General features: G+C 66.9%; 19 protein-coding genes, 1 tRNA gene and 1 pseudogene. 13 read left to right on the top strand and 8 right to left on the bottom strand.

Going from position 1 to position 22,075, the window contains the following annotated elements:
- Positions 1-8 precede the first annotated feature (8 nt).
- The 7 genes and pseudogenes from ABDW49_RS16415 (at position 9) to ABDW49_RS16385 (ending at position 9,570) form a co-directional block, all read left to right on the top strand.
- Positions 9-2,237 carry an RNA degradosome polyphosphate kinase gene (locus tag ABDW49_RS16415; RefSeq protein WP_343613133.1) on the top strand — a complete coding sequence of 743 codons (2,229 nt, stop codon included), beginning with the start codon at positions 9-11 and terminating at the stop codon, positions 2,235-2,237.
- Positions 2,238-2,245: 8 nt separating this feature from the next.
- A complete protein-coding gene (locus tag ABDW49_RS16410; RefSeq protein ID WP_343613131.1) occupies positions 2,246-3,826 on the top strand; it encodes a Ppx/GppA family phosphatase in 1,581 nt (526 codons plus the stop codon).
- Between the two features lie 178 nt (positions 3,827-4,004).
- On the top strand, positions 4,005-4,865 hold the full coding sequence (locus ABDW49_RS16405) for a UDP-2,3-diacylglucosamine diphosphatase (protein WP_343614334.1): 861 nt from the start codon (positions 4,005-4,007) through the stop codon (positions 4,863-4,865).
- 37 nt (positions 4,866-4,902) lie between these two features.
- Positions 4,903-6,021: a glycosyltransferase family 1 protein gene (locus ABDW49_RS16400; RefSeq protein ID WP_343614332.1), complete on the top strand. Its 1,119-nt coding sequence runs from the start codon at positions 4,903-4,905 to the stop codon at positions 6,019-6,021.
- Between the two features lie 100 nt (positions 6,022-6,121).
- Complete coding sequence (locus tag ABDW49_RS16395) at positions 6,122-8,005, top strand: hypothetical protein (protein WP_343613130.1); 1,884 nt, start codon at positions 6,122-6,124, stop codon at positions 8,003-8,005.
- Positions 7,887-8,201, top strand: a pseudogene (locus tag ABDW49_RS16390) (PAS-domain containing protein); the annotation flags it as partial. The gene ABDW49_RS16395 and the pseudogene ABDW49_RS16390, both read left to right, overlap by 119 nt.
- Before the next feature lie 40 nt (positions 8,202-8,241).
- A complete protein-coding gene (locus tag ABDW49_RS16385; protein WP_343613129.1) occupies positions 8,242-9,570 on the top strand; it encodes an ATP-binding protein in 1,329 nt (442 codons plus the stop codon).
- Here the strand turns inward: ABDW49_RS16385 and ABDW49_RS16380 are convergent.
- The gene (locus ABDW49_RS16380; RefSeq protein WP_343613127.1) at positions 9,553-10,197 is read right to left on the bottom strand and encodes a response regulator transcription factor; all 645 of its coding nucleotides are present in this window, start codon (positions 10,195-10,197) and stop codon (positions 9,553-9,555) included. The two genes, ABDW49_RS16385 and ABDW49_RS16380, sit on opposite strands and share 18 nt — an antisense overlap.
- Positions 10,198-10,391: 194 nt before the next feature.
- Here ABDW49_RS16380 and ABDW49_RS16375 point away from each other — a divergent pair, with 194 nt between their 5' ends.
- From ABDW49_RS16375 to ABDW49_RS16360, 4 genes are all read left to right on the top strand, one after another.
- Positions 10,392-10,946 carry a GNAT family N-acetyltransferase gene (locus ABDW49_RS16375; protein ID WP_343613126.1) on the top strand — a complete coding sequence of 185 codons (555 nt, stop codon included), beginning with the start codon at positions 10,392-10,394 and terminating at the stop codon, positions 10,944-10,946.
- A 167-nt stretch (positions 10,947-11,113) separates the two neighbouring features.
- A complete protein-coding gene (locus tag ABDW49_RS16370) occupies positions 11,114-12,391 on the top strand; it encodes an aminotransferase class V-fold PLP-dependent enzyme (RefSeq protein ID WP_343613124.1) in 1,278 nt (425 codons plus the stop codon).
- Positions 12,392-12,618: 227 nt separating this feature from the next.
- Entirely contained in the window at positions 12,619-12,807 is a 189-nt protein-coding gene (locus tag ABDW49_RS16365; protein ID WP_343613123.1) for a hypothetical protein, read from the top strand.
- A gap of 79 nt (positions 12,808-12,886) precedes the next feature.
- The gene (locus tag ABDW49_RS16360; protein ID WP_343613121.1) at positions 12,887-13,477 is read left to right on the top strand and encodes a hypothetical protein; all 591 of its coding nucleotides are present in this window, start codon (positions 12,887-12,889) and stop codon (positions 13,475-13,477) included.
- Positions 13,478-13,550: 73 nt separating this feature from the next.
- Here ABDW49_RS16360 and ABDW49_RS16355 read toward each other — a convergent pair whose 3' ends face one another.
- Both ABDW49_RS16355 and ABDW49_RS16350 read right to left on the bottom strand, forming a co-directional pair.
- Positions 13,551-14,297, bottom strand: coding sequence for an anti-sigma factor (locus tag ABDW49_RS16355; RefSeq protein WP_343613119.1), 747 nt, complete (start codon positions 14,295-14,297; stop codon positions 13,551-13,553).
- Entirely contained in the window at positions 14,294-14,752 is a 459-nt protein-coding gene (locus ABDW49_RS16350) for an RNA polymerase sigma factor (RefSeq protein WP_343614330.1), read from the bottom strand. Before ABDW49_RS16350 ends, ABDW49_RS16355 begins: the two co-directional genes overlap by 4 nt.
- A gap of 134 nt (positions 14,753-14,886) precedes the next feature.
- Here ABDW49_RS16350 and ABDW49_RS16345 point away from each other — a divergent pair, with 134 nt between their 5' ends.
- Together ABDW49_RS16345 and ABDW49_RS16340 are read left to right on the top strand one after the other, a co-directional pair.
- A complete protein-coding gene (locus tag ABDW49_RS16345; RefSeq protein WP_343613118.1) occupies positions 14,887-16,149 on the top strand; it encodes a S8 family serine peptidase in 1,263 nt (420 codons plus the stop codon).
- Positions 16,150-16,261: 112 nt separating this feature from the next.
- Positions 16,262-17,146: a hypothetical protein gene (locus ABDW49_RS16340; protein ID WP_343613116.1), complete on the top strand. Its 885-nt coding sequence runs from the start codon at positions 16,262-16,264 to the stop codon at positions 17,144-17,146.
- A 104-nt stretch (positions 17,147-17,250) separates the two neighbouring features.
- On the opposite strand, the gene ABDW49_RS16335 is transcribed toward ABDW49_RS16340, so the two are convergent.
- The 5 genes from ABDW49_RS16335 to ABDW49_RS16315 all read right to left on the bottom strand — a co-directional run bounded on the left by ABDW49_RS16335 (position 17,251) and on the right by ABDW49_RS16315 (position 22,054).
- On the bottom strand, positions 17,251-17,730 hold the full coding sequence (locus ABDW49_RS16335) for a hypothetical protein (protein ID WP_343613115.1): 480 nt from the start codon (positions 17,728-17,730) through the stop codon (positions 17,251-17,253).
- 272 nt (positions 17,731-18,002) lie between these two features.
- Positions 18,003-18,078, bottom strand: a tRNA-Thr gene (locus ABDW49_RS16330).
- 30 nt (positions 18,079-18,108) lie between these two features.
- On the bottom strand, positions 18,109-19,002 hold the full coding sequence (locus ABDW49_RS16325; protein ID WP_343613114.1) for a hypothetical protein: 894 nt from the start codon (positions 19,000-19,002) through the stop codon (positions 18,109-18,111).
- Between the two features lie 253 nt (positions 19,003-19,255).
- Positions 19,256-20,584 (bottom strand): replication-associated recombination protein A, encoded by a 1,329-nt coding sequence (locus ABDW49_RS16320; protein WP_343613113.1) that lies wholly within the window; start codon positions 20,582-20,584, stop codon positions 19,256-19,258.
- A gap of 267 nt (positions 20,585-20,851) precedes the next feature.
- On the bottom strand, positions 20,852-22,054 hold the full coding sequence (locus tag ABDW49_RS16315) for a glycosyltransferase family 1 protein (RefSeq protein ID WP_343613112.1): 1,203 nt from the start codon (positions 22,052-22,054) through the stop codon (positions 20,852-20,854).
- Between the last annotated feature and the right edge of the window lie 21 nt (positions 22,055-22,075).

Here is a 22,075-nt window from a genome sequence, read left to right as displayed (position 1 = left end):
GATCTGACATGAACACCCAAACGCTCTCGCCCATCGCCCATCTCGCGCAGCCCCAGGCCCAGCATCAGAGCGAGGAGGCCGAAGAGGTCGCCAAGGTGCGCCATCGCTTCTTCAACCGCGAGCTGAGCTGGCTGGCCTTCAATGCCCGCGTGCTGGAAGAGGCGCGCAACCGCAACTATCCGCTGCTGGAGCGGCTGCGCTTCCTGTCAATCTCGGGCAACAATCTCGATGAATTCCTGATGGTGCGCGTGGCGGGTCTGGCCGCGCAGGTGCGCCGCAAGATCGAGGAAATCTCGATCGACGGCCATACGCCTGCCCAGCAGCTCGATGCCATCCGCGACGAGGTGGTGCGGCTGGAATCGGGCCAGCAGGCGATCTGGACCGAATTGCGCGCCGAACTGGCCGCCCAGCATATCCATATCCTCGATCAGGCGGTGAGCGACGATGCGGGCGTGGCCACGCTGGCGCCCAAGCTGGATGCCGTGCAGGTGCGCTGGCTCAAGGACTATTTCCTGGAGCGTGTGCTGCCGGTCATCACCCCTCAGGCTATCGATCCGGCGCATCCCTTTCCCTTCGTCAGCAATGGCGGCATGGGGCTGATGGTCAGCCTGACCCGCGCCGCCGATCTGGCGCAGGTGATGGAGATGGTGCTGATCCCCGCCGCCCTGCCGCGTTTCGTGCGGGTTTCGGGGATCGAGGCCAGCTACATCAGCATCGAGGATGTGATCTGGCGCCACATCGACCTGCTGTTCCCCGGTTTCGAGGCGCAGGGGCACGGCGTGTTCCGCGTGCTGCGCGACAGCGACATCGAGATCGAGGAAGACGCCGAGGATCTCGTCCGCTATTTTCGCACCGCCATCAAGCGGCGCCGTCGCGGCAGCGTGATCATGCTGCAGTTGCAGGGCGATTTCGACCCCAAGGCCGAGCAGCTGCTGCGCGATCAGTTGCGGCTCGACCATGCCATCGTCATCAAGTCGGCGGGCCCGATCGGCATGACCGGCCTCTCGGAAATCTGCAACGAGAAGCGGTCCGAACTGAAGTTCGAGCCCTATACCCCGCGCTATCCCGAGCGTATCCTTGAGCATGATGGCGATATCTTCTCGGCGATCCGCGAGAAGGATCTGGTCATCCACCACCCCTATGAAAGCTTCGAGGTGGTGATCGATTTCCTGCGTCAGGCCGCGATCGACCCCGATGTGGTGGCGATCAAGCAGACGCTCTATCGCGCGGGCAAGCAGAGCGCGATCATCAATGCCCTGTGCTCCGCCGCCGAGGCGGGCAAGAGCGTCACCGCCGTTGTGGAACTCAAGGCCCGCTTCGACGAGGAGCAGAACCTGCACTGGGCCAGCCAGCTTGAAAACGCCGGCGTTCAGGTGATCTATGGCTTCGTGGACTGGAAGACCCACGCCAAGATCAGCATGGTCGTGCGGCGCGAGGGCGACGGCTATCGCACCTATTGCCACTTCGGCACCGGCAACTACCACCCGATCACCGCCAAGATCTACACCGACCTGTCCTATTTCACCGCCGAGGCCGCCATCGGCCGCGACGCCAATCAGGTCTTCAACTTCATCACCGGCTATGTCGAGCCGCGCCGCACCTCGCTGATCGGCGTCGCCCCGGTGATGCTGCGCCAGCGCCTCTATGGCTGCATCGAGCGCGAGATCGCCAATGCCAAGGCCGGCAAACCGGCGCAGATCTGGGGCAAGCTCAACTCGCTGACCGATCACGATCTGATCGACCGGCTGTATGAGGCGAGTTGCGCCGGGGTGGAGGTCAGCCTGGTGGTGCGCGGCATCTGCTGCCTGCGTCCGGGGATCAAGGGCCTGTCGGAGAACATCCGGGTCAAGTCGATCATCGGGCGCTTTCTGGAGCATAGTCGCATCTGGGCCTTTGCCGCTGGCCAGCCGCTGCCCAACCAGCGTGCCCGCGTCTTCATCTCCAGTGCCGACGGCATGACCCGCAACCTCGACCGCCGCGTCGAGGTGCTGATCCCGATCCGCAACCGCACGGTGCACGATCAGGTGCTCGATCAGGTGATGCTGGCCAATCTGCTCGACAATGAGCAGAGCTGGACGCTGGATTCGGAAGGGCATTACAAGCGCACCGTGCCGGGCGACCGGCCCTTCAACGCGCATCGCTATTTCATGACCAATCCCTCGCTTTCGGGGCGCGGAGCGTCGCTGGGGTCGGGGCGCAAGGTGCCCAAGCTGGCCTTGCGACGCGGCGGCGCCTAAGGAACCTTATGCATCACGAGATCACAGCGCCCCGCCCGGTGGCGCAGGACCCTGCGCGCGGCATCATCGACATCGGTTCGAACACTGTTCGTCTGGTGATTTTCGGCGGGCCCCCGCGGGCTCCGGCGGTGCTTCACAACGAGAAGATTCAGGCAAGGCTGGGCAAGGGCGTCGCCGAAACCGGGCGCCTTTCCGAAAAGGGCATGAAGCTGGCGCTGACCAGCCTGGCCCGCTACGCGGCCATTCTGCGCCTCCACCGGGTCGAGGATGTGCAATGCGTCGCCACCGCCGCCGTGCGCGACGCGCCCAATGGCGGAGAGTTCCTCGACCGGGTGCGTGATCTGGGCCTTTCGCCCCGGCTGCTCTCGGGCGAGGAAGAGGCGGTGGGCAGCGCGCATGGCGTGCTTTCGGCCTTTCCCGGCGCGCATGGCATCGTGGGCGATCTGGGCGGTGGCAGCCTTGAACTGATCGACATCGCCGACGATCGCTGCACCCATGGCACAAGCCTGCCCCTGGGCACGCTGCGTCTGCCCGCGCTGCGCGAAGAGGGCGGGGTCAAGTTCACCCGCAAGATCGCCAAGATGCTGCGCTCGGCCCAGTGGTCGACCGCGCATGACCAGCCGCTCTATCTGGTGGGTGGATCGTGGCGCGCACTGGCCCGCTTCGCCATGGAGCAGATGGACTGGCCCATCGACGATCCCCATGGCTTCGAGCTGACGCCCGAGGATGCGCTGCGTCTGGCCCGCACCGTCAACGCCCCCAAGCTGGCCGCGCGGTTGACCGGCGCGAAGCCGGTGCCGGGCAAGGGGACCACGACCAAGGCTTTGCCCCGCATCACCGTGCCGGGCGTTTCGACCGCCCGTCTGGCCAGCCTGCCCGATGCGGCGGCGCTGCTGGCGGTGCTGGTGCGTGAGCTGAAGCCCCAACGCCTGATCTTCTCGAGCTGGGGCCTGCGCGAGGGCCTGCTGGCCAATGGCTTCGATGCGGCGACCCGCGCTGCCGACCCCATGCTGGCGGGTGTTGCCGCTTTTGTCGCCACCTATGGCCCGGAACTGCCTGCTCTGGCGCAGGAAATGGTGCGCTGGACGGCGCGCGCCGTGCCAGACACCGTGCAGGAGGACGCGCCGCGCATCGAGCGCCTGCGGCTGGGGGCCACCATGCTGGCGCTGGCCTCGCTCGACACCGAGCCCAATCTGCGCACCGAGCAGGCCGTCAACTGGGCGCTGCGCAAGCGCTGGGTCGGGCTGACGGCACGGGGCCGCGCGATGATCGCGCTGGCGGTGCTGGCCAACAGCGGACGCACCGCCGTGCCGCCGCAACTGCCGCGTCTGGCGCCGATTTCCGCGCTGCGCGATGCGGTGGCCTGGGGCCTGGCGACACGTCTGGCCCGGCGCATCGGCGGCGGCGCGGTGGCGGCGCTGGCGGGCACCTCGCTGCGGATCGACGGCAATGCGCTGGTGTTGGCGGTGCGGCCCGATCTGGCGCCGCTCTGTTCGGAAATGGTGGACAAGGATCTGCGCGTGCTGGCCGAATGCCTCGGTCTGGTCCCGCGTCTCGATATCCTGCCCGAAGGCGTCGAACTGCCCTGAAACAGCGGCGGCAAGCGCGTGCTGTCACCGAACTGACGCAACGCGGTCATGCCCGTGCAACCTCCCTGTCTTAAGGCTGGGAGGACACGGACAAGCATGAGGACGTCCCATGTTGCGCGACGATTTTGGCGAACATCCTGCTGCCGGCCCGGCTCGGGATTTCGTTGCCGCATCCGGAATGGGCGGAAACGCCGGTCGCCGTCTGCCCGAATGGCTGGACCTGCCCGAGCCCAAGGGGTTCCGCCCCAAGACCAAATATCGCACCGTCTGGATCAGCGACGTCCATCTGGGCACGCGCGGCTGCAACGCCGGGCTGCTGGTCGAGTTCCTGCGCTCGGTGGAGTGTGAGACGCTCTATCTGGTGGGCGACATCATCGATGGCTGGCGGCTGAGAAAGGGCTGGTACTGGCCCGATGCCCACAATGAAGTGCTGCGCCGCATCCTCAAGATGGCGCATCGCGGCACGCGCGTCGTCTTCATCTGCGGCAATCATGACGAGATGCTGCGCCCCTATTGCGGCATGACCTTCGGCGGTGTCGAACTGCTGAACGAGGCGATCCATGTCACCGCCGACCGTCGCCGCCTGCTGGTGACGCATGGCGACAGCTTCGATGCGGTGGTGCTCTACCACAAGTGGCTCGCCTTCCTGGGCGACCAGGCTTACGAGCTGATGATGAAGGTCAATGTCGCCTTCAACGCCATCCGTCGCCGGTTGAAACTGCCCTATTGGTCGCTCTCGGCTTACCTGAAAAAGCGCGTCAAGAACGCCGTCTCCTACATCTGCTCCTTCGAGGAAGCGGTGGCGCATGAGGCGGTGGCGCGCGGGCTGGACGGCATCGTCTGCGGCCATATCCATTCGGCCGAGATCCGCGATATCCACGGCGTCACCTATTACAACGATGGTGACTGGGTCGAAAGCTGCACTGCGCTGGTCGAGGACTTCACCGGCGCGATGAGCATCGTCGATTACGGCGCGGAAGTGCGCGCCCGCGAACTGGCCGGTCTGAGCGCCGAAACGGCAGAAGCCCAACCGGCCTGAGCATCCCTCGCATCAGGAGTTTTGACCTATGCGCCCGATCAAGATCGCCATCGCCACCGATGCCTGGTTCCCGCAGGTCAATGGCGTGGTCCGCACGCTGGCCGCCACCGTCGCCGAACTGCACCGGCGCGGACATGAGGTGGAGCTGATCACCCCCGAACGCTTCCTGACCGTGGCGCTGCCCGGCTACAGCCAGATCCGCGTCGCGATTTCGCCGCGCTTCTCGGCGCGGCGCATGCTCGACGGTTTCGCACCCGATCTGGTGCATATCGCCACCGAAGGCCCCATCGGCTGGAGCGCGCGCGGCTGGTGTCAGGCGCGCAATGTGCCCTTCACCACCGCCTTCCACACCCGCTTCCCCGAATATCTCTCGGTGCGCACCGGCATCAGCGCCGAGCGTTTCTGGCCGATCATGCAGCGCTTCCACGCCCCCAGCAAAGGCGTGATGGTCGCCACCCCCAGCCTGGCGCGCGAGCTGGCCGGGCGCGGCATCGGCCCCACCCGCCCGTGGAGCCGCGGCATCGATCCCGAGCTGTTCTCACCCGTGGGCGACACGCTGCCCGAACTGGCCGATCTGCCGCGGCCGATCCTGCTCAATGTTGGCCGGGTGGCGCCCGAGAAGAACCTTGAGGCCTTCCTCAACCTCGACACGCCCGGCACCAAGGTCGTGGCGGGCGACGGTCCCGCGCTGGGCGAGATGCAGCGGCTCTATCCCGATGTGGTGTTCCTCGGCGCTCTGGCGGGGGAACGGCTGGCACAGGCTTATCGCGCCGCTGATGTCTTCGTCTTCCCCAGCCGCACCGACACCTTCGGGCTGGTCATCATCGAGGCGTTGGCCTGCGGTCTGCCAGTGGCCTCCTATCCGGTGTCTGGCCCGCTCGACATTCTGGGCGAGCAGGGGCGCGGGGTGGAGCATGATTTCCCCGCCACTGTCGCCGCGCTGGACGAGGATCTGGGCGTGGCCGTGGGTCGCGCGCTGCGGCTCGACCGGCAGGCGGCAGGGGTGTTTGGCAGCCGTTTCACCTGGCCGCGCGCCACCGACCAGTTCCTCGCCGCCATCGAACAGGCCGCAAGCGATCATCGTGAGCAGAACCGGACCAGGCCTCGCACGCAGGCTGCTTCCGATCATGCCGGAGCCATCCCCGAAACGATCTGAGGTTTTGCCGGAACCGCGCTGATACGCCCCCCTTGCCGAAAGGGGCGGCGATCCGCTAAGCCGATCCCGCCGAGGCGGGGCGGCGAGTGGAGTGAAGCGCATGCGTGTCGGTTCTGCGGCGCTTTTGGCGATGGCCTGGATCGCCCTGTTGTTTCTGGTCGCGGCGCTCACGCAGCGTCATGCGCGGCGCACGGGCGGCCATATGCGCGGGCGGCATGGCGCCTACACGCTGGCGCTCGGCGTCTATTGTTCAAGCTGGACGATCTATGGCGCGGTGGGCAGCGCGGTGCGTACCGGCTGGGATTATCTGCCGGTCTATCTCGCGCCGATCCTGCTGCTGCTGGCCGCGCCCCGCTTTCTGCGCCGCATCGCCCGCGCCGTGGCCGAGGAGCAGGCGGTTACCCTCTCCGACTTTATCGCCGCGCGCTTCGGCCATGATCCGGTGGTGGCGCGGCTGGTCACGCTGATCGCTCTGGCGGGCACGGTGCCCTATATGGCGCTGCAATTCATTTCGATCGGCACGGCCTTCACCATCGTGACCGGCGAGGCGGTGATGGTGCCGACCATGATGGCGGGGGCGATTCTGCTTGCGGTCTTCGCCATGCTGTTCGGCGCGCGGCGCTTTGAACTGACCGGGCGGTCCGAGGGGCTGATCTATGCCATGGGGCTGGAATCGCTGGCCAAGCTAATCGCCATGCTGCTGATGGCCGGGCTGGCGGTGACGCTGCTCCTCAATGCCACCTCGCTTCAGGTGAGCGCTGGCTGGGCGCAATTGCACCGTCATTTCGCCCTGCACGATCTTTCGGTGGACACCGGGGTGATTGCCTTGCTGGCGGGGCTGACGATCTTCAGCCTGCCGCGCCAGTTCTACATGGGTCTGGCAGAGGCGCGTGAGGTGGAGGATCTGCCGCGCGCCCGCTTCGGCTTTGCGGCCTATCTCACGCTGATGGCGGCCTCGGTCTTTCCCATTGCGCTGGCGGGGCTCAGCGTGCTGCCCGCGGGCGCCATGCCCGACTATTTCGCGCTGACCCTGCCGCAACAGGCCGGGCACACCGGCATCATGGCGGCGGAGCTGCTGGGCGGCATCGGCGCGGCGGCGGCGATGGTCATCACCGATGCCACGGCGCTGGCCACGATGGTTTCGAACGATCTGGTTTTTCCCAGCGTGGCGCGCGCGGCGGGTGGCGCTCAGGGCACACCACTGGCCGCCGGGGCGCTCGGGCGGCGGATGCTGCTGGTGCGGCGTTTGTCGATCTTTGGCGTGGTGATGCTGGCGCTGGCCTGGGCGCTGTTGGTGAGGCCTCAGGATTCGCTGGCCTCGATCGGTCTGGTGGCCTTTGCCGCCATGGCGCAGTTCACCCCGCATCTGGCCATGGCCGCCACCGGGCGGCGGCGCGATCCGCTGGCAGCGCGCGCCAGCCTGAGCGTCGGGCTGGTGCTGTGGCTCTATACGCTGGCCCTGCCGCCGATCCTGCCCGAGGACTGGCGACAGGCGCTGGCCGCCGGGCCTTTCGATCCGCTGCGTCTGCTGGGGCTGGGCCATGCCAGTCCGCTGGTGCATGGCGTGGCCTGGAGCCTGGGGCTCAACCTGCTGACCTATGCGGTGATCGCGGCGCGCAAGGTGCGCAGCGCGCCTTTGCCCGCGCTGATGCGCTGGCATGACAGCATTGCCGATCTGGGCCAGCTCAAGGATCTGGTCGCCAGTTTTGTCGGTCAGGAAAAGGCCCTGCGCGAATTCCCCGAGGCTTTCCATGACGATCCCATCGATCGCCGTTCCGCGCAGCGGGCGCGGCAGTTGATCGGGGCGGTGGTGGGCACCTCGGCGGCGCGCTCGCTGGTGGCCTCGGCGCTGGCGGGGGGGGCGGATGACTCTGGGCGAGGTGACCCATCTGCTCGACGAGCGCGGCCATGCTCTGGGCTTCACGCGGCCTTTGCTGACCGCCACCTTCGAGAACATCGATGCGGGCATCCGTGTGGTCGATGAGGATCTCAATCTCATCGCGTGGAATTCGCGGTACGAGAGCTTCTTCAACTATCCGCCGGGCATGCTGCAGGTCGGCACACCGGTGGAAAAGCTGATCCGCTACAACGTCAATCGCGGCGAGCTGGGGCCGGGCGATCCGGAAGAGCAGGTCAAGCGCCGCATCACCCAGATGAAGAACAGCGGTTTCTATGAGGGCGAGCGCTATCGCCGCGACGGCCGCGTGCTCAAGATCGCGGGTGGGCCGATGCCGGGGGGGCGGCTATGTCACCAGCTTCACCGACATCACCGGCGAGGCCAATGCCCGCGCCGAATTGCGTCAGGCGCTGGCGCAGCTCGAAAGCCGGGTGAGCGCGCGCACCGCCGAGCTGTCGCAGGCCAACCGCCAACTGGCGCGCGCCACGGCGGACAAGACGCGCTTTCTGGCCGCCGCGAGCCACGACCTGTTGCAGCCTTTGCATGCCGCGCGGCTGTTCACCGCTGCCTTGGCCCGCGATGTGGACGATCATGCCAAACTGCTGGTGGGGCGGGTCGATTCCGCGATCACGGCGGCAGAGGATCTGCTGCGCGCCCTGCTCGACATCAGCAAGCTGGATGCGGGCGGGGTGACGCCCAGCCCGGAACCTCTGGCGTTACAGCCTTTTCTGGCGGGTCTGGTCGATGGTTTCCGTCCCATGGCCGAGGGCAAGCGGCTGACCCTGCGCCTTGCCCCGCTGGCCCGCGAAGGGCTCGATGTGGTGAGCGATGGCGGGCTGCTGCGCTCGCTGCTCCAGAATTTCCTCGCCAATGCGCTGCGTTATACCGAGCGGGGCGGGGTGGTGGTCGGCGTGCGGCGGCGGCGGGCCGAGGACGGCACGGGCTGGCTGCGCATCGATGTGGTGGACACCGGCGTCGGCATCCCGGCCGACAAGGTGGATTCGATCTTCGGCGAGTTCACGCGGCTCGGCGATGTGGAGGCCGAGGGGCTGGGGCTGGGGCTTTCGCTCTCGGAACGCATTGCGCGCCTGCTCGATGCGCGGATCGAGGTGTCGTCACGGCCGGGGCGCGGCAGCCGGTTCAGCCTGTGGCTGGCGGCCGGCGATGGGACCGCCGTGGCGCCGCCGCCGGTGCCGGTTGAGGATGACATCGTCGCTCCCGATCTGCGTCAGCGGCGTTTGCGGGTGCTGGTGGTGGACGATGATGCGCGCACGGTGGAGGCCAGTGTGGCCCTGCTGCTCAGCATGGGGCATCGCCCGATCGGCGCGGCCAATGGCGCCGAGGCGCTGCCCCATGCCGCTCAGGTCGATGCGGTGCTGGTCGACTACCGGCTCGACCATGGCGAGGATGGGCTGAGCGTGGTCAAGCGTCTGCGTGCCATTCAGCCCGATCTGCCCGCCATGCTGATCACCGCCGAAAGCGGCGCGTGGATCAGCGATCTGGCCGCCAGCATGGGGGTGGAGATGCATGCCAAGCCCATCGCGCCCGAGATGATCGAGCGCTTTCTCTCGCAGGTGGGGGCGGCGTGGAGCTTGCCGGCACTGGCCCCTGCGGCAGGGGCATCGGCCTCTTCCTCAATGGGCGAGGTCTAGCCCCAGCGAGCGTGCCACCAGCGCCGCCTGGGTGCGGTTGCGCACATCCAGCTTGCGCATGATCGCGGTCATATGCGCCTTCACCGTGCTTTCGGTGATGCCGAGCTGGAAGGCGATCTGCTTGTTGAGCTGGCCATCGAGCACCGCCAGCAGCACCTTGAGCTGGGTGGGGGTGAGGCCCGCCACCTCGCGCCGGATGTTCTCGATATCGCCTGCCGGGGCGGCGTCGCTCGAACGGGTAGCGCTGGGGGGAAGCTGGCCGCCCAGAATGCGGGTGATGGTGCTTTCGATCTGGTCGAGATCGGCATGTTTGGAAAGGAACGCCATGGCCCCGAAGGCGCGCGCCTCATCGGCGGCGGCCTGACCTTCCGCGCTGGAGATCACCAGAATCGGCACCTCGGGCCTTTCCGCGTGGAGCAGAGCTATCCCCGAATAGCCCACCGCGCCGGGCATCTTCAGATCCAGCATGATGAGTTTGAGATCCTGCGCTTCCTGCGCGGCGCGGGCGGCGGCGGCCAGCGTCCCGGCCTCGACGATGCGCGCGCCGGGCACCACGCGGCTGGCCGCAAGCGTCAGCGCCTGGCGGAACAGCGGATGGTCGTCGGCAATCAGGATCGTCATACTCACGGGGATGCTCCGGCTTTCGGGCAGGCGGTTTCGCCAGAGTGCCAAGATGGACTTTCCCTCGGCGCCGGGCAAGCACCGTGTGGTCCTGATGACGTCGCACAGACTTTGGTCGAAGCCTGCGCCAATTTGCCCCGGGTCAAGGAAAGCGGCGGGGACTCGGCGTAGCAGCGCCTTATCGCCAAGGAGTTCGCATCATGACCGACCCCGCCATCCTCGCCCCTGCCATTCTTACCAGCGCTGACGAGACGCCTCGCATTCTCACCACGCGCTGCGGGTTGCGGCTGGAGGTGGTGCCCGCCACCGAGCATGACGGCCCGGCGCTGGCGCAATTCTTCGCGCAGGTCAGCGAGGAGGATCGCCGCTTCCGCTTTCTGGCCGCCTGCGCGCAGGTCAGCCGCGACCAGCTCGACCTGCTGCTGCATCCCGACCATTTCCGCACCGAGAGCTTTCTGGTCTTCGAGCCTGCCTATGGCGATCTGGTCGCCTCGGCACTGCTGGCCTGCGACGGCAAGCTGGACACCGCCGAGATTGCGGTCTCGGTGCGCGAGGATTACCGGGCGCATGGCATTGGCTGGGCGCTGGTCGATCTGCTGGCGCAGGAGGCGCAGCGGCGGGGCGTGCGCCGGGTGATCTCGATCGAGAGCCGTGAAAACCGCGCCGCCATCGAGCTGGAGCGCGAGAAGGGTTTCACCCCCTATCCCTTCGAGGGCGATCCGACGCTGGTGATCCTGGCGAAGACCTATCGCTGAGGAGCGCGCCGGTGCCGCCCTGAAAATGTGCCTTCGCACATTTTTCAAAGAAGCCCCGTCTTCGTCATTTCACCAATTTACGTTTCTTATTGCATGGTCACAACTCGGGCCGGGGCAGCGCTGGGGGTACGGCGCGCCTTGCCGTGGCTCCAGCCTGAGAGGTCTCCATGTTCGATCGCCGTTCGATGCTTGCCAACAGCCTGTTTGCCGGGGCCGCCTCTGCGCTGCCCGCCGCCGCGCTTGCCGAGGTGCCGCTGCCGGGGGCAGACCTCTATGCGCGCAATGAGGAGGCCTATTGGGCCGCGCTGCGCAAGCAGTTCCTGATTCCGGCGGGGGTGGTCAATCTCAACAATGGCACGGTGGGGGCCTCGCCGCGTCCGGTGTTGAAGGCGATCTACGATTCCTACGAACTGACCGAGCAGATGACCCAGCCCGAGCCCGAGGGCTACCCCATCTGGGGTTACGGCCCCTGGACCGAGTTCCGCGAGCCCTTCGCGCAACTGATGGGCGCGCGGGTCGACCAGATGGCGGTTTTGCGCAACGCCACCGAGGCCAACAATGTGGTGGCGGACGGCTTCGACATGAAGCCGGGCGACGAGGTGCTGATCTCCGACGAGGAGCATGGCAGCGGCGAGCAGCCCTGGATGTTGAAGGCCAAGCGTTACGGCATCGTGGTCAAGAAGTTCAACCTGCCCAAGCCCGCGCTGACGCCCGCGGATATCCTCAACCGGATTAATGACGCCATCACGCCCAACACGAAGATCATCTTCGTCAGCCATATCTCCACCAACAGCGGGCTGATCCTGCCCGCCAAGGAGATTGCCGCGCTGGCCCGTTCCAAGGGGATCATCTCGGCCTTCGATGGGGCGCATGCGGCGGGGATGCTCAAGGTCGATCTCAACGATATCGGCTGCGATATCTATACCGGTTCGATGCATAAATGGCTGTTCGCCACCAAGGGCACCGGCTTCCTCTTCGTGCGCGACAAGAGCGTGATGGAGCGGCTGTGGCCCACCACCGTGACGGGCGGCTGGGATGCGCCGGTGCGCGATGTGGACCGCTATTCGCAGATCGGCTCCTCGAACATTCCCGCGATGATGGGGCTGCTGGCCGCGATCAAGCTGGCCAACAGCATCGGCATCGAACGCATCGAGAAGCGCCACCGTTTCCTCGCCGATTATCTGCATGGCGAGATGATGAAGCGCGGATCGAAGGATCTCACCTCGCCCGATCCCACCATGCGCTGCGCCATCGCCACTCTGGATATGGGGCCGGTGCAGATGCATGAGCTGATGGACTGGATGTGGGCCAACCATCGCATCCGCGTGCGCGGCGGAGCGCCCAGCCGCATTCGCCTCTCCACGCCCTATTATCTGGAAAAGGCCGATATCGACCGCTTCCTCGACCGCTTCGATGCCTTCCGCAAGATGAAGGGCATCGCATAAGAGTCCGTTTGGAAAATGCGCGAAAGCGCATTTTCCTGAGCGGCACCGGCCCTCTCCCCCGCCCGGCCACCCATCGGTCGTATCCTGTGGGTGGTCGGGCGGGGGAGAGGGCCGGTGCCGCAAATTCGGCTTCGCCGAATTTCCAGACAGCTTCTAAGCCTTAGGTGGATCTTCCGGTCTGCAGGGCGGCGGCGTAAAGGGCAGTTGGGGGCAAACGGAGACATCCCTTGTTTGCGATCGGCTGCCTGTTCTTTATCGTCCTCCCCCTGATCGGTATGTTTGTTGGCGGCTCGATCAGTGGGCTGACCGGCGCGGCTTGGGGCGCGGTGATCGGCTTTGGTCTGGCCTCGGTGCTGGGCGGGGGCAGCGTCTATGCGCTGGTGAAGGCGGCCCGGCAGAGGGACCGCCGCCCTTAAAATCAGATGATTGAGTGGCTTAACCCGTCTCTCTCCGCTAGGCTGACCCCTGCATCAACCGATCGGCAGGAGGAAGACAGTGCGGCGTTTCGGATCATGGGCTGCCCTGATGCTGGCCCTCGGCGCCCCGGCCGCCCATGCAACGGAGCCGGCACTCAGTCCCGAGGGGCTGGGCCGGCTGATCGAATGCCGGGGCTCCACCGAGGAGCTGGGCGCTTACGGTGAAGTGCTGCTGTCCGACAAAACGTCATGGCTCAAGCGCTTGGATGAGAACGGCCACGCAGGCATGCTGGGCCTGTGGAGCTTTCGCCTTGGCCATCCCGTCACGATCTTTGGCCGAAGCGTCGAAACCGTGTCTTTCCTCAACCAGTGGGTGGTGATCGAACTGCCGCGCGCCGAGGCGCTGGCGGTGATCAGGGAGCAGGGCCTGCTGCGCGCGCCGATCAGAATCACCGAGCAATATTACCACTTCGCCGACCCGGACAAGAGCCCGATGCTGGGGGCCTTCGCCCCGACGGATGACGCCATCGGCCTGTTGTTCGGCGCCAAACCGCCCGCGGACGAGGAGAACAAGACGCTGTTCATCGGCTGCAATTATGCGCCCGTGACGCTGAAGGATTTTCTCGCTTCCGCCGCCATCGCCAACAGCATGCTCGATCACGCCCAATAGAGCGTTTTCAAGCTGGGTGGAATCACCCAGCGCCTTGCGAAAACGCGGCAAAACAAGAATCTAGAGTGGTTGATCAGCGCCAGCCCCTGGCCTGCGCCGCGCGTTCCTGAGCGGCATCGAGCGGATCGCCCACGGCCATGCCCTGGGCGATGCCCATCAGCTCGGCGTCGGAGGATCCGGCCTGACGATAGGCACTGGCGGCCTGCCGGCTGCCGGGCAGCACATGCTGCATCTGCCACAGACCGCCTTCCCGGCAAGCGATCCCCGAGGCCTGCGCCCCGGCAAAGGCACGGCACAGATCGCCGCCCTGCCGATGGAACGTGCCCAGCATTCGCACCGTGGCACCATCCCGCGCCGAAGCCAGTTGCGTATCGAGCGCCTTGCGCAGATCGCCCGAGGCCACCAGAGCCCCGTTGCGGCTGACAAAGGGGCTGCTGTCGTCGCCCTCGCGCCACTGCGCCCCGACAAAGACGCCGATGGCCAGACAGGCCGCCATCGCCGCCCCCGCTGGGGCCCATGCGGGCCAGCGCCTGCGCGGCGGCGCCTTCTCGGCCCGGACCGCAGCCAGGCTGACGATCTGGGCGCCGCCTTTGGTGCCGCCGGTCGCCTGACGGATGCTCTCCACCCATGCGGCGGGCACGGGCTCCTCGGTCACGGGGGCGAAATGGGCCTGCAAGCGTTCACGCAGGGCGCGCTGCGCCGCAATCCGGTCGGCCAGATCGAGATCGGCCAGCGCCGCCAGAGTCACCCGGCCGCGCGCCGCCTCATCCAGCTCGCCGTCGACATAGGCCATGATCTCTTCTTCGGTGACGCTCGTCATGGCCTCTCTCCTGTTTCGCCCAGCGCCTTCATCAGCGCCTCGCGCCCGCGCACCAGCCGCGAGGTCAGCGTGCCCATCGGGCAACCGATGATCTCGGCGGCCTCCTTATAGGCAAAGCCCTCGACCAGCACGAGCATCACCGCCTCGCGCTGGTCGGGCGGCAGATGGCCCATGGCGCGCTCGACATGGCCCAGCTCGGCGCTCGCCTCGATGGCGGCATCGCCCGCCACGCCGACATTCTCGCCCTCTTCCTCGGGGGCGAAGGTCTGGGCGCGGCGGCTGCGCGCCCGTGTCTCGTCGATCCAGATGTTGCGCATGATCCGGTACACCCATGCATCCAGCCGCGTCCCCTCCTGCCAGAGATGGCTGGATTTGAGCGCGCGTTCGATCGTCGCCTGGCACAGATCGTCGCCATCGACGCCGTCGCGGGCCAACCCCCTGGCAAAGCGCCGCATCTGGGGCAGCAGCTTTACGAGGGTTTCGCCGAAATGGGCTGATGTCACGCCTTTTGCCTTGCTTGTGGATGAAACGGATGCAGGGATGCGTTTCATCCACAAGCCTGCATTTTTTTGAGGCAAGGAACAAGCCCATGTTGAACCCGCGACACGCGCCGCGCCTGCTGACCGCCCTGATGCTGCTGGCGCTGACCGGCAGCGCCCAGGCGCAGGTCGGGCTGCCCGGCGGTCTGCGCCCCAATGTGGGGGCAGGCGTCGGCGGCAGTGTGAGCGGCGCGCTGGACCGGCTGGACAACACGCTGGGCGAGGTGACCCGCCCCGCCACCCAGCTTGTGAGCGATGCGCGCCAACTGGCCGATGCGCGGCTGGAGCGGCTGGGCGATTTCCTGCGCAGCCACCGCGCCACGGTCGAGGCCGATGACACCGGCCAGCCCGCCCGCGTGCATGAGGTGCTGCTGCTCTCCCCCGATGCCGCCGCGCTGGCCAGTGCTCAGGCAGCGGGATACGCGCTGGTCGAGCAGGGGGATCTCGACGGGCTGGGCATTGCCTATGCCCGCCTTGCCACGCCGACGGGAACCAGCCTGACCGCGGCGCTGCGGCAGTTGCGCCATCTGCTGCCGGGAAAGGAGATCAGCGCGGATCAGCTCCATTTCCCCGGCGGCAGCACCCATGCGGGCGGGAGCGATCCTCAACCCTCCGCCGCGATGCCGCACGGTGGCACGGTGGGCATCATCGATGGCGGCACGCTGCCGGGGCCGCGCATCGTGGCTCAGACCGGTTTTGCTCAGGGCGGGCCGCGTCCCAATGCCCATGCTCAGGCGATTGCCTCGCTGCTGGCAGGCGCGGGCACGGCGCGGATCTATGTCGCCGATGTCTATGGCGGCGATCCGGCGGGCGGCAATGCGCTGGCCATCGCGCGGGCGCTGGCATGGATGGCGGGCAAGACGGTGCCGGTGGTCTCGATCAGCCTGGTCGGCCCCAGCAATCCGCTGCTGTCCAGAGCGGTCGCCGCCGTGCAGGCCAAGGGCATGATCGTCACCGCCGCCGTGGGCAATGATGGCGCCGCCGCGCCGCCCGCCTTTCCGGCCTCCTACGAGGGCGTGGTGGCGGTGACCGGGGTCGACGGGCAGGGCCGCGTGCTGTTCGAGGCCGGACGGGCCAGCCATCTCGACTATGCCGCGCCCGGCGCCGACATGACCGCCACCGGGCTGAGCGGCAAGGCGGAGAAGCTGCGCGGCACCTCCTTTGCGGCCCCTCTGGTGGCGGCGCGCATCGCGGCGCTGGGGCAGGGGGGCGGGGCGCCCCGCGCGATCCTGCAGCGCGCCGATGCCGAGGCCGTCAAAGCCAGAAACACCGGCCATGGCGTGCTGTGCGGCACCTGCCGCAAGGGGCTGTGACTTAAAGTTTGAGAAAAAATCGCGCATCGATGGATTAAACGCCAAACCCCTCTCGTTCATCTCCCAGAGCCGGACATCGGACCTGCTCCAGACATTTATCAGGAGATGAACCATGAACCGCTTTTCTTCTCTTTCGCTCGCCGCTGCTGTTCTGGCGCTGAGCTGCACCGCCATGCCTGCCCATGCCCAGTTGCTGGGGCGTGGAGGTCTGGGGGGCGGCCTCGGCGGTGGTCTGGGTGGCGTGGGGGGTGGCCTTGGCGGCGGCTTTGGCGGCACGATGAACGGCACGCTCGGCTCGGCCGGCACGCTGGGTTCGGCCACCGATACGGTGCGCTCGCACAAGGGCAACATCACCGACACCGCCACGGGCGCCGCCAACACCTCGGGCAGCCAGTCGGTCAACCGCAAGACCGGCAAGGTCCACGCCGACCGCAGCGGCAGCGCGAGCGGCAGCAACAATCTGGCCGGCAGCGCCACCTCGCCGCTGAGCAATGCCACCGGTTCGCTGAGCGGTTCGGGCTCGGCCTCGGGCAGCGGCAGCGCGGATGCCCAGTTGGTCGGCACCAATGCGGTGCGCGGCGCGGCGCAATCGGCCCGCTCCACCGCGAGCGGCACCGTCGACCAGACCCGCTCGGCCGCCAGCAGCACCGGTCAGGCCCTGACCAGCCGCACGAAGCAGGCCGTGAGCGGCACTTCGGCCACGGCGATGGGCGCGGCGCAGGGCTCTGCGGCGATCGCCGGGACGGCGGCCTCATCCAGCCTGGCGCTGGCGGGCAGCAGCGCGGCGGGGCTGGCCGGGGCGACCGGGGTGAAGCCCGGCATGGTGGTCCGCTCGCTCGACGGAGCCAAGCTGGGCAAGGTCAAGCAGGTGGTCGCCGACCAGAGCGGCAAGGTCTCCAGCCTGATCGTCAGCACCGGCGCTGGCAATGTGACCATGCCCGCCGCGCAGCTTTCGGGTCAGGCCGACGGCAAGGGGCTGGTTGCCACCGGCCAATAACCCTTGCACGCAATCCTTGCCAGACAGCGTGACGGAGGGCCGGTGAGCGAGAGCTTGCCGGCCCTTTTGCTGTGCGGGGGAGGACGTCAGGCCGGATCTGATGTTCAGGCGTGGTTTGCCGCTTGGTTGCGGGCGAAGCGACTCGGCCGACGAACGTCATCCATCCTGCCGCGCGACCGATGGGCCAGGCGGTTGCTGGCCAGAGATGAACCGAAGATCGGTATGGTAAATGGATAAAAGGCGGCGATGATACCGGGCTTTATGCATGTTCCCTGAATGGAACGGAATTTTTCCTGCTTCAGGAGCAATTCCTGCTTGATGGACGGCCCAAGTAAGCGCACCATGAAAAAATAACACAAAATGGAGTAAGGATCGCAGTCATGGCATTCATCGCTACTGAAACAAGCGTACGGGGGGAGCTTGAGGCTCTCGCGAAATCGATCAACTCCGCCTACCCGGAAGCGCACCTCTCCTTCGGGAAGATCGTTAAGTGGTCGGGTGACAGGTCGCACTGGAAAGTTGACTTCCAGATGATGGAAGGGAACTGGAGCAGCGAAGTAAAACATGCGGTTGAGGTGCTGCAATACAGCATTCCTTTGTTGCACTAGCGTTATCTGCATTGTTGCGGGGCGGCATCGGCAAAAGTTGTCCGCCTCCAGCGTTGCGGAGCCTGTGATATGCTGCTGGTGATGATGAAAAGCGGGGCTCGATGGCTCCGCTTTGCGCATCTAGACGGAAGAATTATCTCCATCATGCAGCAGGCCGGATGGATGACATCCGCTCGATGCCTGTCTGGCTGTCCGGAATATTGGCTGGTGTCCGATGCTGCTTCGCATCGTCTCCAAAGCTCTGGAAATGGTGCCGGCTAGAGGGTTCGAACCCCTGGCCCCCTGATTACAAATCAGGTGCTCTACCAGCTGAGCTAAGCCGGCACGCCTCTGTCAGAGCAAGGCCCCCATGCCCTAAGCCACGCCAAAGGTCCAGCCCTCCGTCCGCGCGATATGTGGAGTGAGCGCAGGCGGATGCCAAAATTCCTCGCGGCCAGCGTCCAGCCGCAGCCATGCCGCCGTCATCAGCGCATCGGCCGCATGGTCGGCCACCGGCGCATCGGCGCGCCCGCCTGCCTCCGCCTCACAGCCCAGCGCCGCCAAGGCCGCCGCCAGATCGCCCCGGTTGCGCACCTTCGAACGCCCCGCGCTGCGCCCCGCCGCCATCGCAGCCAGCGTGGTGTAGATCTCCACCACCACGCGGCCTCCCGCTTCGGGCAGGGCATCCATCGGCCACACCGCCACATCGCCGGGCAGGCGGTGAAACAGCCGCATGCCGCTCAGCGAGCCCTTGCCGACCTGCCCCGCGCCCACCAGGTTGAAATTGCTCGTTGGGCGGCACCCGGCCAGCGCCTGCGCATGCTCGGTCACCCGCATGCGCCCGCGCCCGCCGGGCTTGCCCTCCGCGCCGAACAGATCGCCCTCGCGCAGGCCATGGCGGCGGAAATAGCGGCTCGCCTGCGGGTGGTCGACGAAGGTGGAGACGCCCAGATGCGGTTCCTGCGCGCAGATGCTGTCCACCAGCGCCCAGAGTTCGCGCGCGGTGTCTGGACTGTCCGTCCAGCCGGGGAAGAAGGCATCCCGGTCCGCATAGGCCAGCGATTGACCCAGATCGAAGCCGATCAGCGTGTCGGGCGGGGTTTCGTCGAGCAGCCAGTGAAGAACCTCGATCCGCGACCAGATATGGCCGGGGCGGACCAGCTTTGGGGCCGGGTCTGCCGCGCCGATGATCGCGACGGCGATGCCCTTGTGCCGCTCACCGCTGGCGCCGGACCAGTCCACGGCGGCGTAGTGGGTGAAGTTTGGCATAGGGGCTTTTAGAAGTCCGAAGAGAAGTAGGAAAGGAGAAGTGCGAGGGGGTTACCCCCTCGCGCTCCCATAACGTCTTCCGGCGATAGGGCGGGGGCGCCGAATTGGTGCGCTTCGGCTCTCCACCTGCGCCACCTTACCGCGCCGCAGGCTGGAAATCCCTGCCTGCGGCGCGGCAAATTTTGCGCAAGGCCGAACCCGAAGCGCTGAGGCAGACATTAAAGGGAGCGCGAGGGTGTAACACCCTCGCATCTTACCCTTCCTGCCTTTCCCGCCTTTTCTTTTCCCACCACTCCAGCCGCTTCAGGATTTCGCGTTCAAACCCGCGCTCGACAGGGCGATAGAATGTCTGGGGCGTCATCTCTTCGGGCCAGTAATTTGCGCCGGAAAAGCCGTCAGCCTGATCGTGATCATAGGCATAGCCTTTCCCGTAACCGATCTCCTTCATCAGCTTGGTCGGCGCGTTCAGGATGTTCGAGGGCGGCATCAGCGAGCCGGTCGATTTCGCCGTCGCGGCGGCGGCTTTCCACGCGACATAGCCCGCGTTCGACTTGGGCGCGGTGGCGCAATAGAGGCAGGCCTGCGCGATGGCCAGTTCCCCCTCGGGCGAGCCGAGGAAGTCGTAGGAATCCTTGGCGGCGAGGCACTGCACCAGCGCCTGCGGATCGGCGAGACCAATGTCTTCCGAGGCGAAGCGCACCAGGCGGCGCAGCACATAGAGCGGGTCTTCCCCCGCCGTCAGCATGCGGGCCAGATAGTAGAGCGCGGCCTGCGGGTCCGATCCGCGCAGCGATTTGTGCAGGGCGGAGATGAGGTTGTAGTGCCCCTCGCGGTCCTTGTCGTAGACGGCGACGCGGCGGTTGAGGAACTGGCCAAGCTCTGCCGGGCCGAGGGGCTCCATCAGCGAGGCGGTGTAGAGCGTCTCGACCTGACCCAGCAGAAAGCGCCCGTCGCCATCGGCGCTGGCGATCAGCGCCTCACGCGCGGGTTTGGTGAGGGGGAGGGGGACGCCCTCGGCCTCCTCGGCGCGTTCCAGCAGCGTGGTCAGCGCCTCGGGCGAGAGGCGGTGGAGGATCAGCACCTGTGCGCGGCTGAGCAGAGCCGCGTTCAGTTCGAAGGAGGGGTTCTCGGTGGTGGCGCCCACCAGCGTCACCGTGCCCTTTTCCACATAGGGCAGGAAGCCGTCCTGCTGGGCGCGGTTGAAGCGGTGGATCTCGTCCACGAAGAGCAGCGTCGGGCGGCCATGGAGGGACAGCGCGCCCTCGGCCTCGGCGAAGATGCGTTTGAGGTCGGCCACGCCGGAAAACACCGCGCTGACGGCGGCATAGCGCATGCCCACCGCATCGGCGAGCAGGCGGGCAATGCTGGTCTTCCCGGTGCCGGGCGGGCCCCACAGGATCATGCTGGACAGGCGCCCCGCGCCCACCATGCGGCCGATGGCGCCATCCGGGCCGGTCAGATGCTCCTGCCCGATGATCTGCGCCAGGGATGTGGGGCGCAGGCGCTCGGCCAGGGGCATGGCGCCGGGCGGGGCGCTGACCTCGGGACGCGGTGGGGGATCGGCTTGGAAAAGATCGGCCATGGGGGGTATTTAGGGATGATAAGGGGCGTAGGGAAGGTTTTGTAGAACAGAAAGAGAAGATGCGAGGGGGTTACCCCCTCGCGCTCCCATTACGTCTCCCGACGCAAGGGCAGTGGTGCCCGACCCAAAGCGCCTGACCTCTCTGCCCCGCAGGGAATAACTGCCTCCGGCGGCAGGACGTTAGCGCAGGCCTTGCCCGTTGCGCTTCCTCCGTGTCGGAAGACGTAACGGGGGTGCAGGGGGCGTAACGCCCCCTGCTTCTAACTTTCACCCCTTCCGCCGGGCATTCTGCCTGATCAACCGCAGATAGGTATCGGCAACCGATTGATTGATCCGATCCCAACTGAAGTCCCGCGCCCGCGCCTCGCCCGCTGCGCCGTGGGCAGCGCGCAGATCGGCGTCCGTCAGATAGACCTTCAGCGCCTCGGCGAAGGCATGCACCGCGCCGGGGCGGATCAGGCGGCCATTGACGCGGTCGTCAACGAGACTCTCGCTCCCCGTGGCCTCGGCGGCGACCACCGGGCGGGCGCAGGCCATGGCTTCCAGCGTGACGTTGCCGAAGGTCTCGGTGATCGAGGGGTTGAACAGCACGTCCATGCCCGCGACCGCTCGGCCAAGGTCGGTGCCGGCCTGATACCCCGCGAAGACGGCCTTGGGCAGGCGGGCTTCCATCCAGCTCTGGGCGGGCCCCTGGCCGATCACGAGGACGCGGTGGGGGATGCCGCGCTGTTCGAGTTCTTCCACCGTGTCGGCGAAAACGTCGAGGCCCTTTTCCATCACCAGGCGGCCCAGGAAGCCGATGGCGACCTCATCGTCGGCGATGCCCAGCGCGCGGCGCCAGGCCATGTCGCGGCGCTCGGGGTTGAAGATCTCGCGGTCCACGCCGCGCGACCACAGCGAGATGTCGTAATTCATCCGCTGGTCGCGCAGCACCTGCGCGAAGCTCTCCGAGGGCGCGACGAGGCCGTCGCAGCGGCGGTAGAAGCGGCGCAGCACGGCGGTGAGCAGCGGCTCGACCCAGGCGAGGTTGTAGTAACGCGGATAGGTGTCGAAGCGGGTGTGCACGCTGCCCAGCACCGGCAGGCCGCGCGCGCGGGCCCAGCTGACGGCGCGATGCGCGGTCACATCCGGCGAGGACACATGGACGATGTTGGGCTGGAAGGCATCCAGATCGCGCCGCACCGAGCGGGGCAGGCCGCTGGCGATGCGATACTCCGCGCGGCCGGGAATGGCGAAGCTGGGCACGCTGACCAGATCGCCGGTCGGCTTGAAGGCGGGCTCGGCGATGGTGGGGGAATAGATGCGCACCTGCGCGCCCTTGGACAGCAGATAGCCGACCAGCCGGTTCAGCGCCTTGTTCGCGCCGTCGGTGACCATGTTGTAGTTGCCGCTGAAGAGGGCAACGCGCAGATCCTCGATGCGGGCGGGGATGGCGTTCAGGGCAATGGGGGGGGCTGCGTGCGAAGTCATCGCGGGGCCCATAGACCTCCA

It is taken from the genome of Novosphingobium sp. (genome assembly GCF_039595395.1).
Classification (GTDB): domain Bacteria; phylum Pseudomonadota; class Alphaproteobacteria; order Sphingomonadales; family Sphingomonadaceae; genus Novosphingobium.
Note: the sequence above shows the minus strand (reverse complement) of the source record. Positions and strands in the feature narration are given on the sequence as shown.

Bases quoted from the DNA above. Each gene is read 5' to 3' on its own strand.
- ABDW49_RS16315 (WP_343613112.1), bottom strand. From the start codon at position 22,054: ATGACTTCGCACGCAGCCCCCCCCATTGCCCTGAACGCCATCCCCGCC.
- ABDW49_RS16355 (WP_343613119.1), bottom strand. From the start codon at position 14,297: ATGACGAGCGTCACCGAAGAAGAGATCATGGCCTATGTCGACGGCGAG.
- ABDW49_RS16325 (WP_343613114.1), bottom strand. From the start codon at position 19,002: ATGCCAAACTTCACCCACTACGCCGCCGTGGACTGGTCCGGCGCCAGC.
- ABDW49_RS16375 (WP_343613126.1), top strand. From the start codon at position 10,392: ATGACCGACCCCGCCATCCTCGCCCCTGCCATTCTTACCAGCGCTGAC.
- ABDW49_RS16345 (WP_343613118.1), top strand. From the start codon at position 14,887: ATGTTGAACCCGCGACACGCGCCGCGCCTGCTGACCGCCCTGATGCTG.
- ABDW49_RS16395 (WP_343613130.1), top strand. From the start codon at position 6,122: ATGCGTGTCGGTTCTGCGGCGCTTTTGGCGATGGCCTGGATCGCCCTG.
- ABDW49_RS16405 (WP_343614334.1), top strand. From the start codon at position 4,005: ATGGGCGGAAACGCCGGTCGCCGTCTGCCCGAATGGCTGGACCTGCCC.
- ABDW49_RS16350 (WP_343614330.1), bottom strand. From the start codon at position 14,752: ATGCGGCGCTTTGCCAGGGGGTTGGCCCGCGACGGCGTCGATGGCGAC.
- ABDW49_RS16410 (WP_343613131.1), top strand. From the start codon at position 2,246: ATGCATCACGAGATCACAGCGCCCCGCCCGGTGGCGCAGGACCCTGCG.
- ABDW49_RS16340 (WP_343613116.1), top strand. From the start codon at position 16,262: ATGAACCGCTTTTCTTCTCTTTCGCTCGCCGCTGCTGTTCTGGCGCTG.
- ABDW49_RS16415 (WP_343613133.1), top strand. From the start codon at position 9: ATGAACACCCAAACGCTCTCGCCCATCGCCCATCTCGCGCAGCCCCAG.
- ABDW49_RS16320 (WP_343613113.1), bottom strand. From the start codon at position 20,584: ATGGCCGATCTTTTCCAAGCCGATCCCCCACCGCGTCCCGAGGTCAGC.
- ABDW49_RS16370 (WP_343613124.1), top strand. From the start codon at position 11,114: ATGTTCGATCGCCGTTCGATGCTTGCCAACAGCCTGTTTGCCGGGGCC.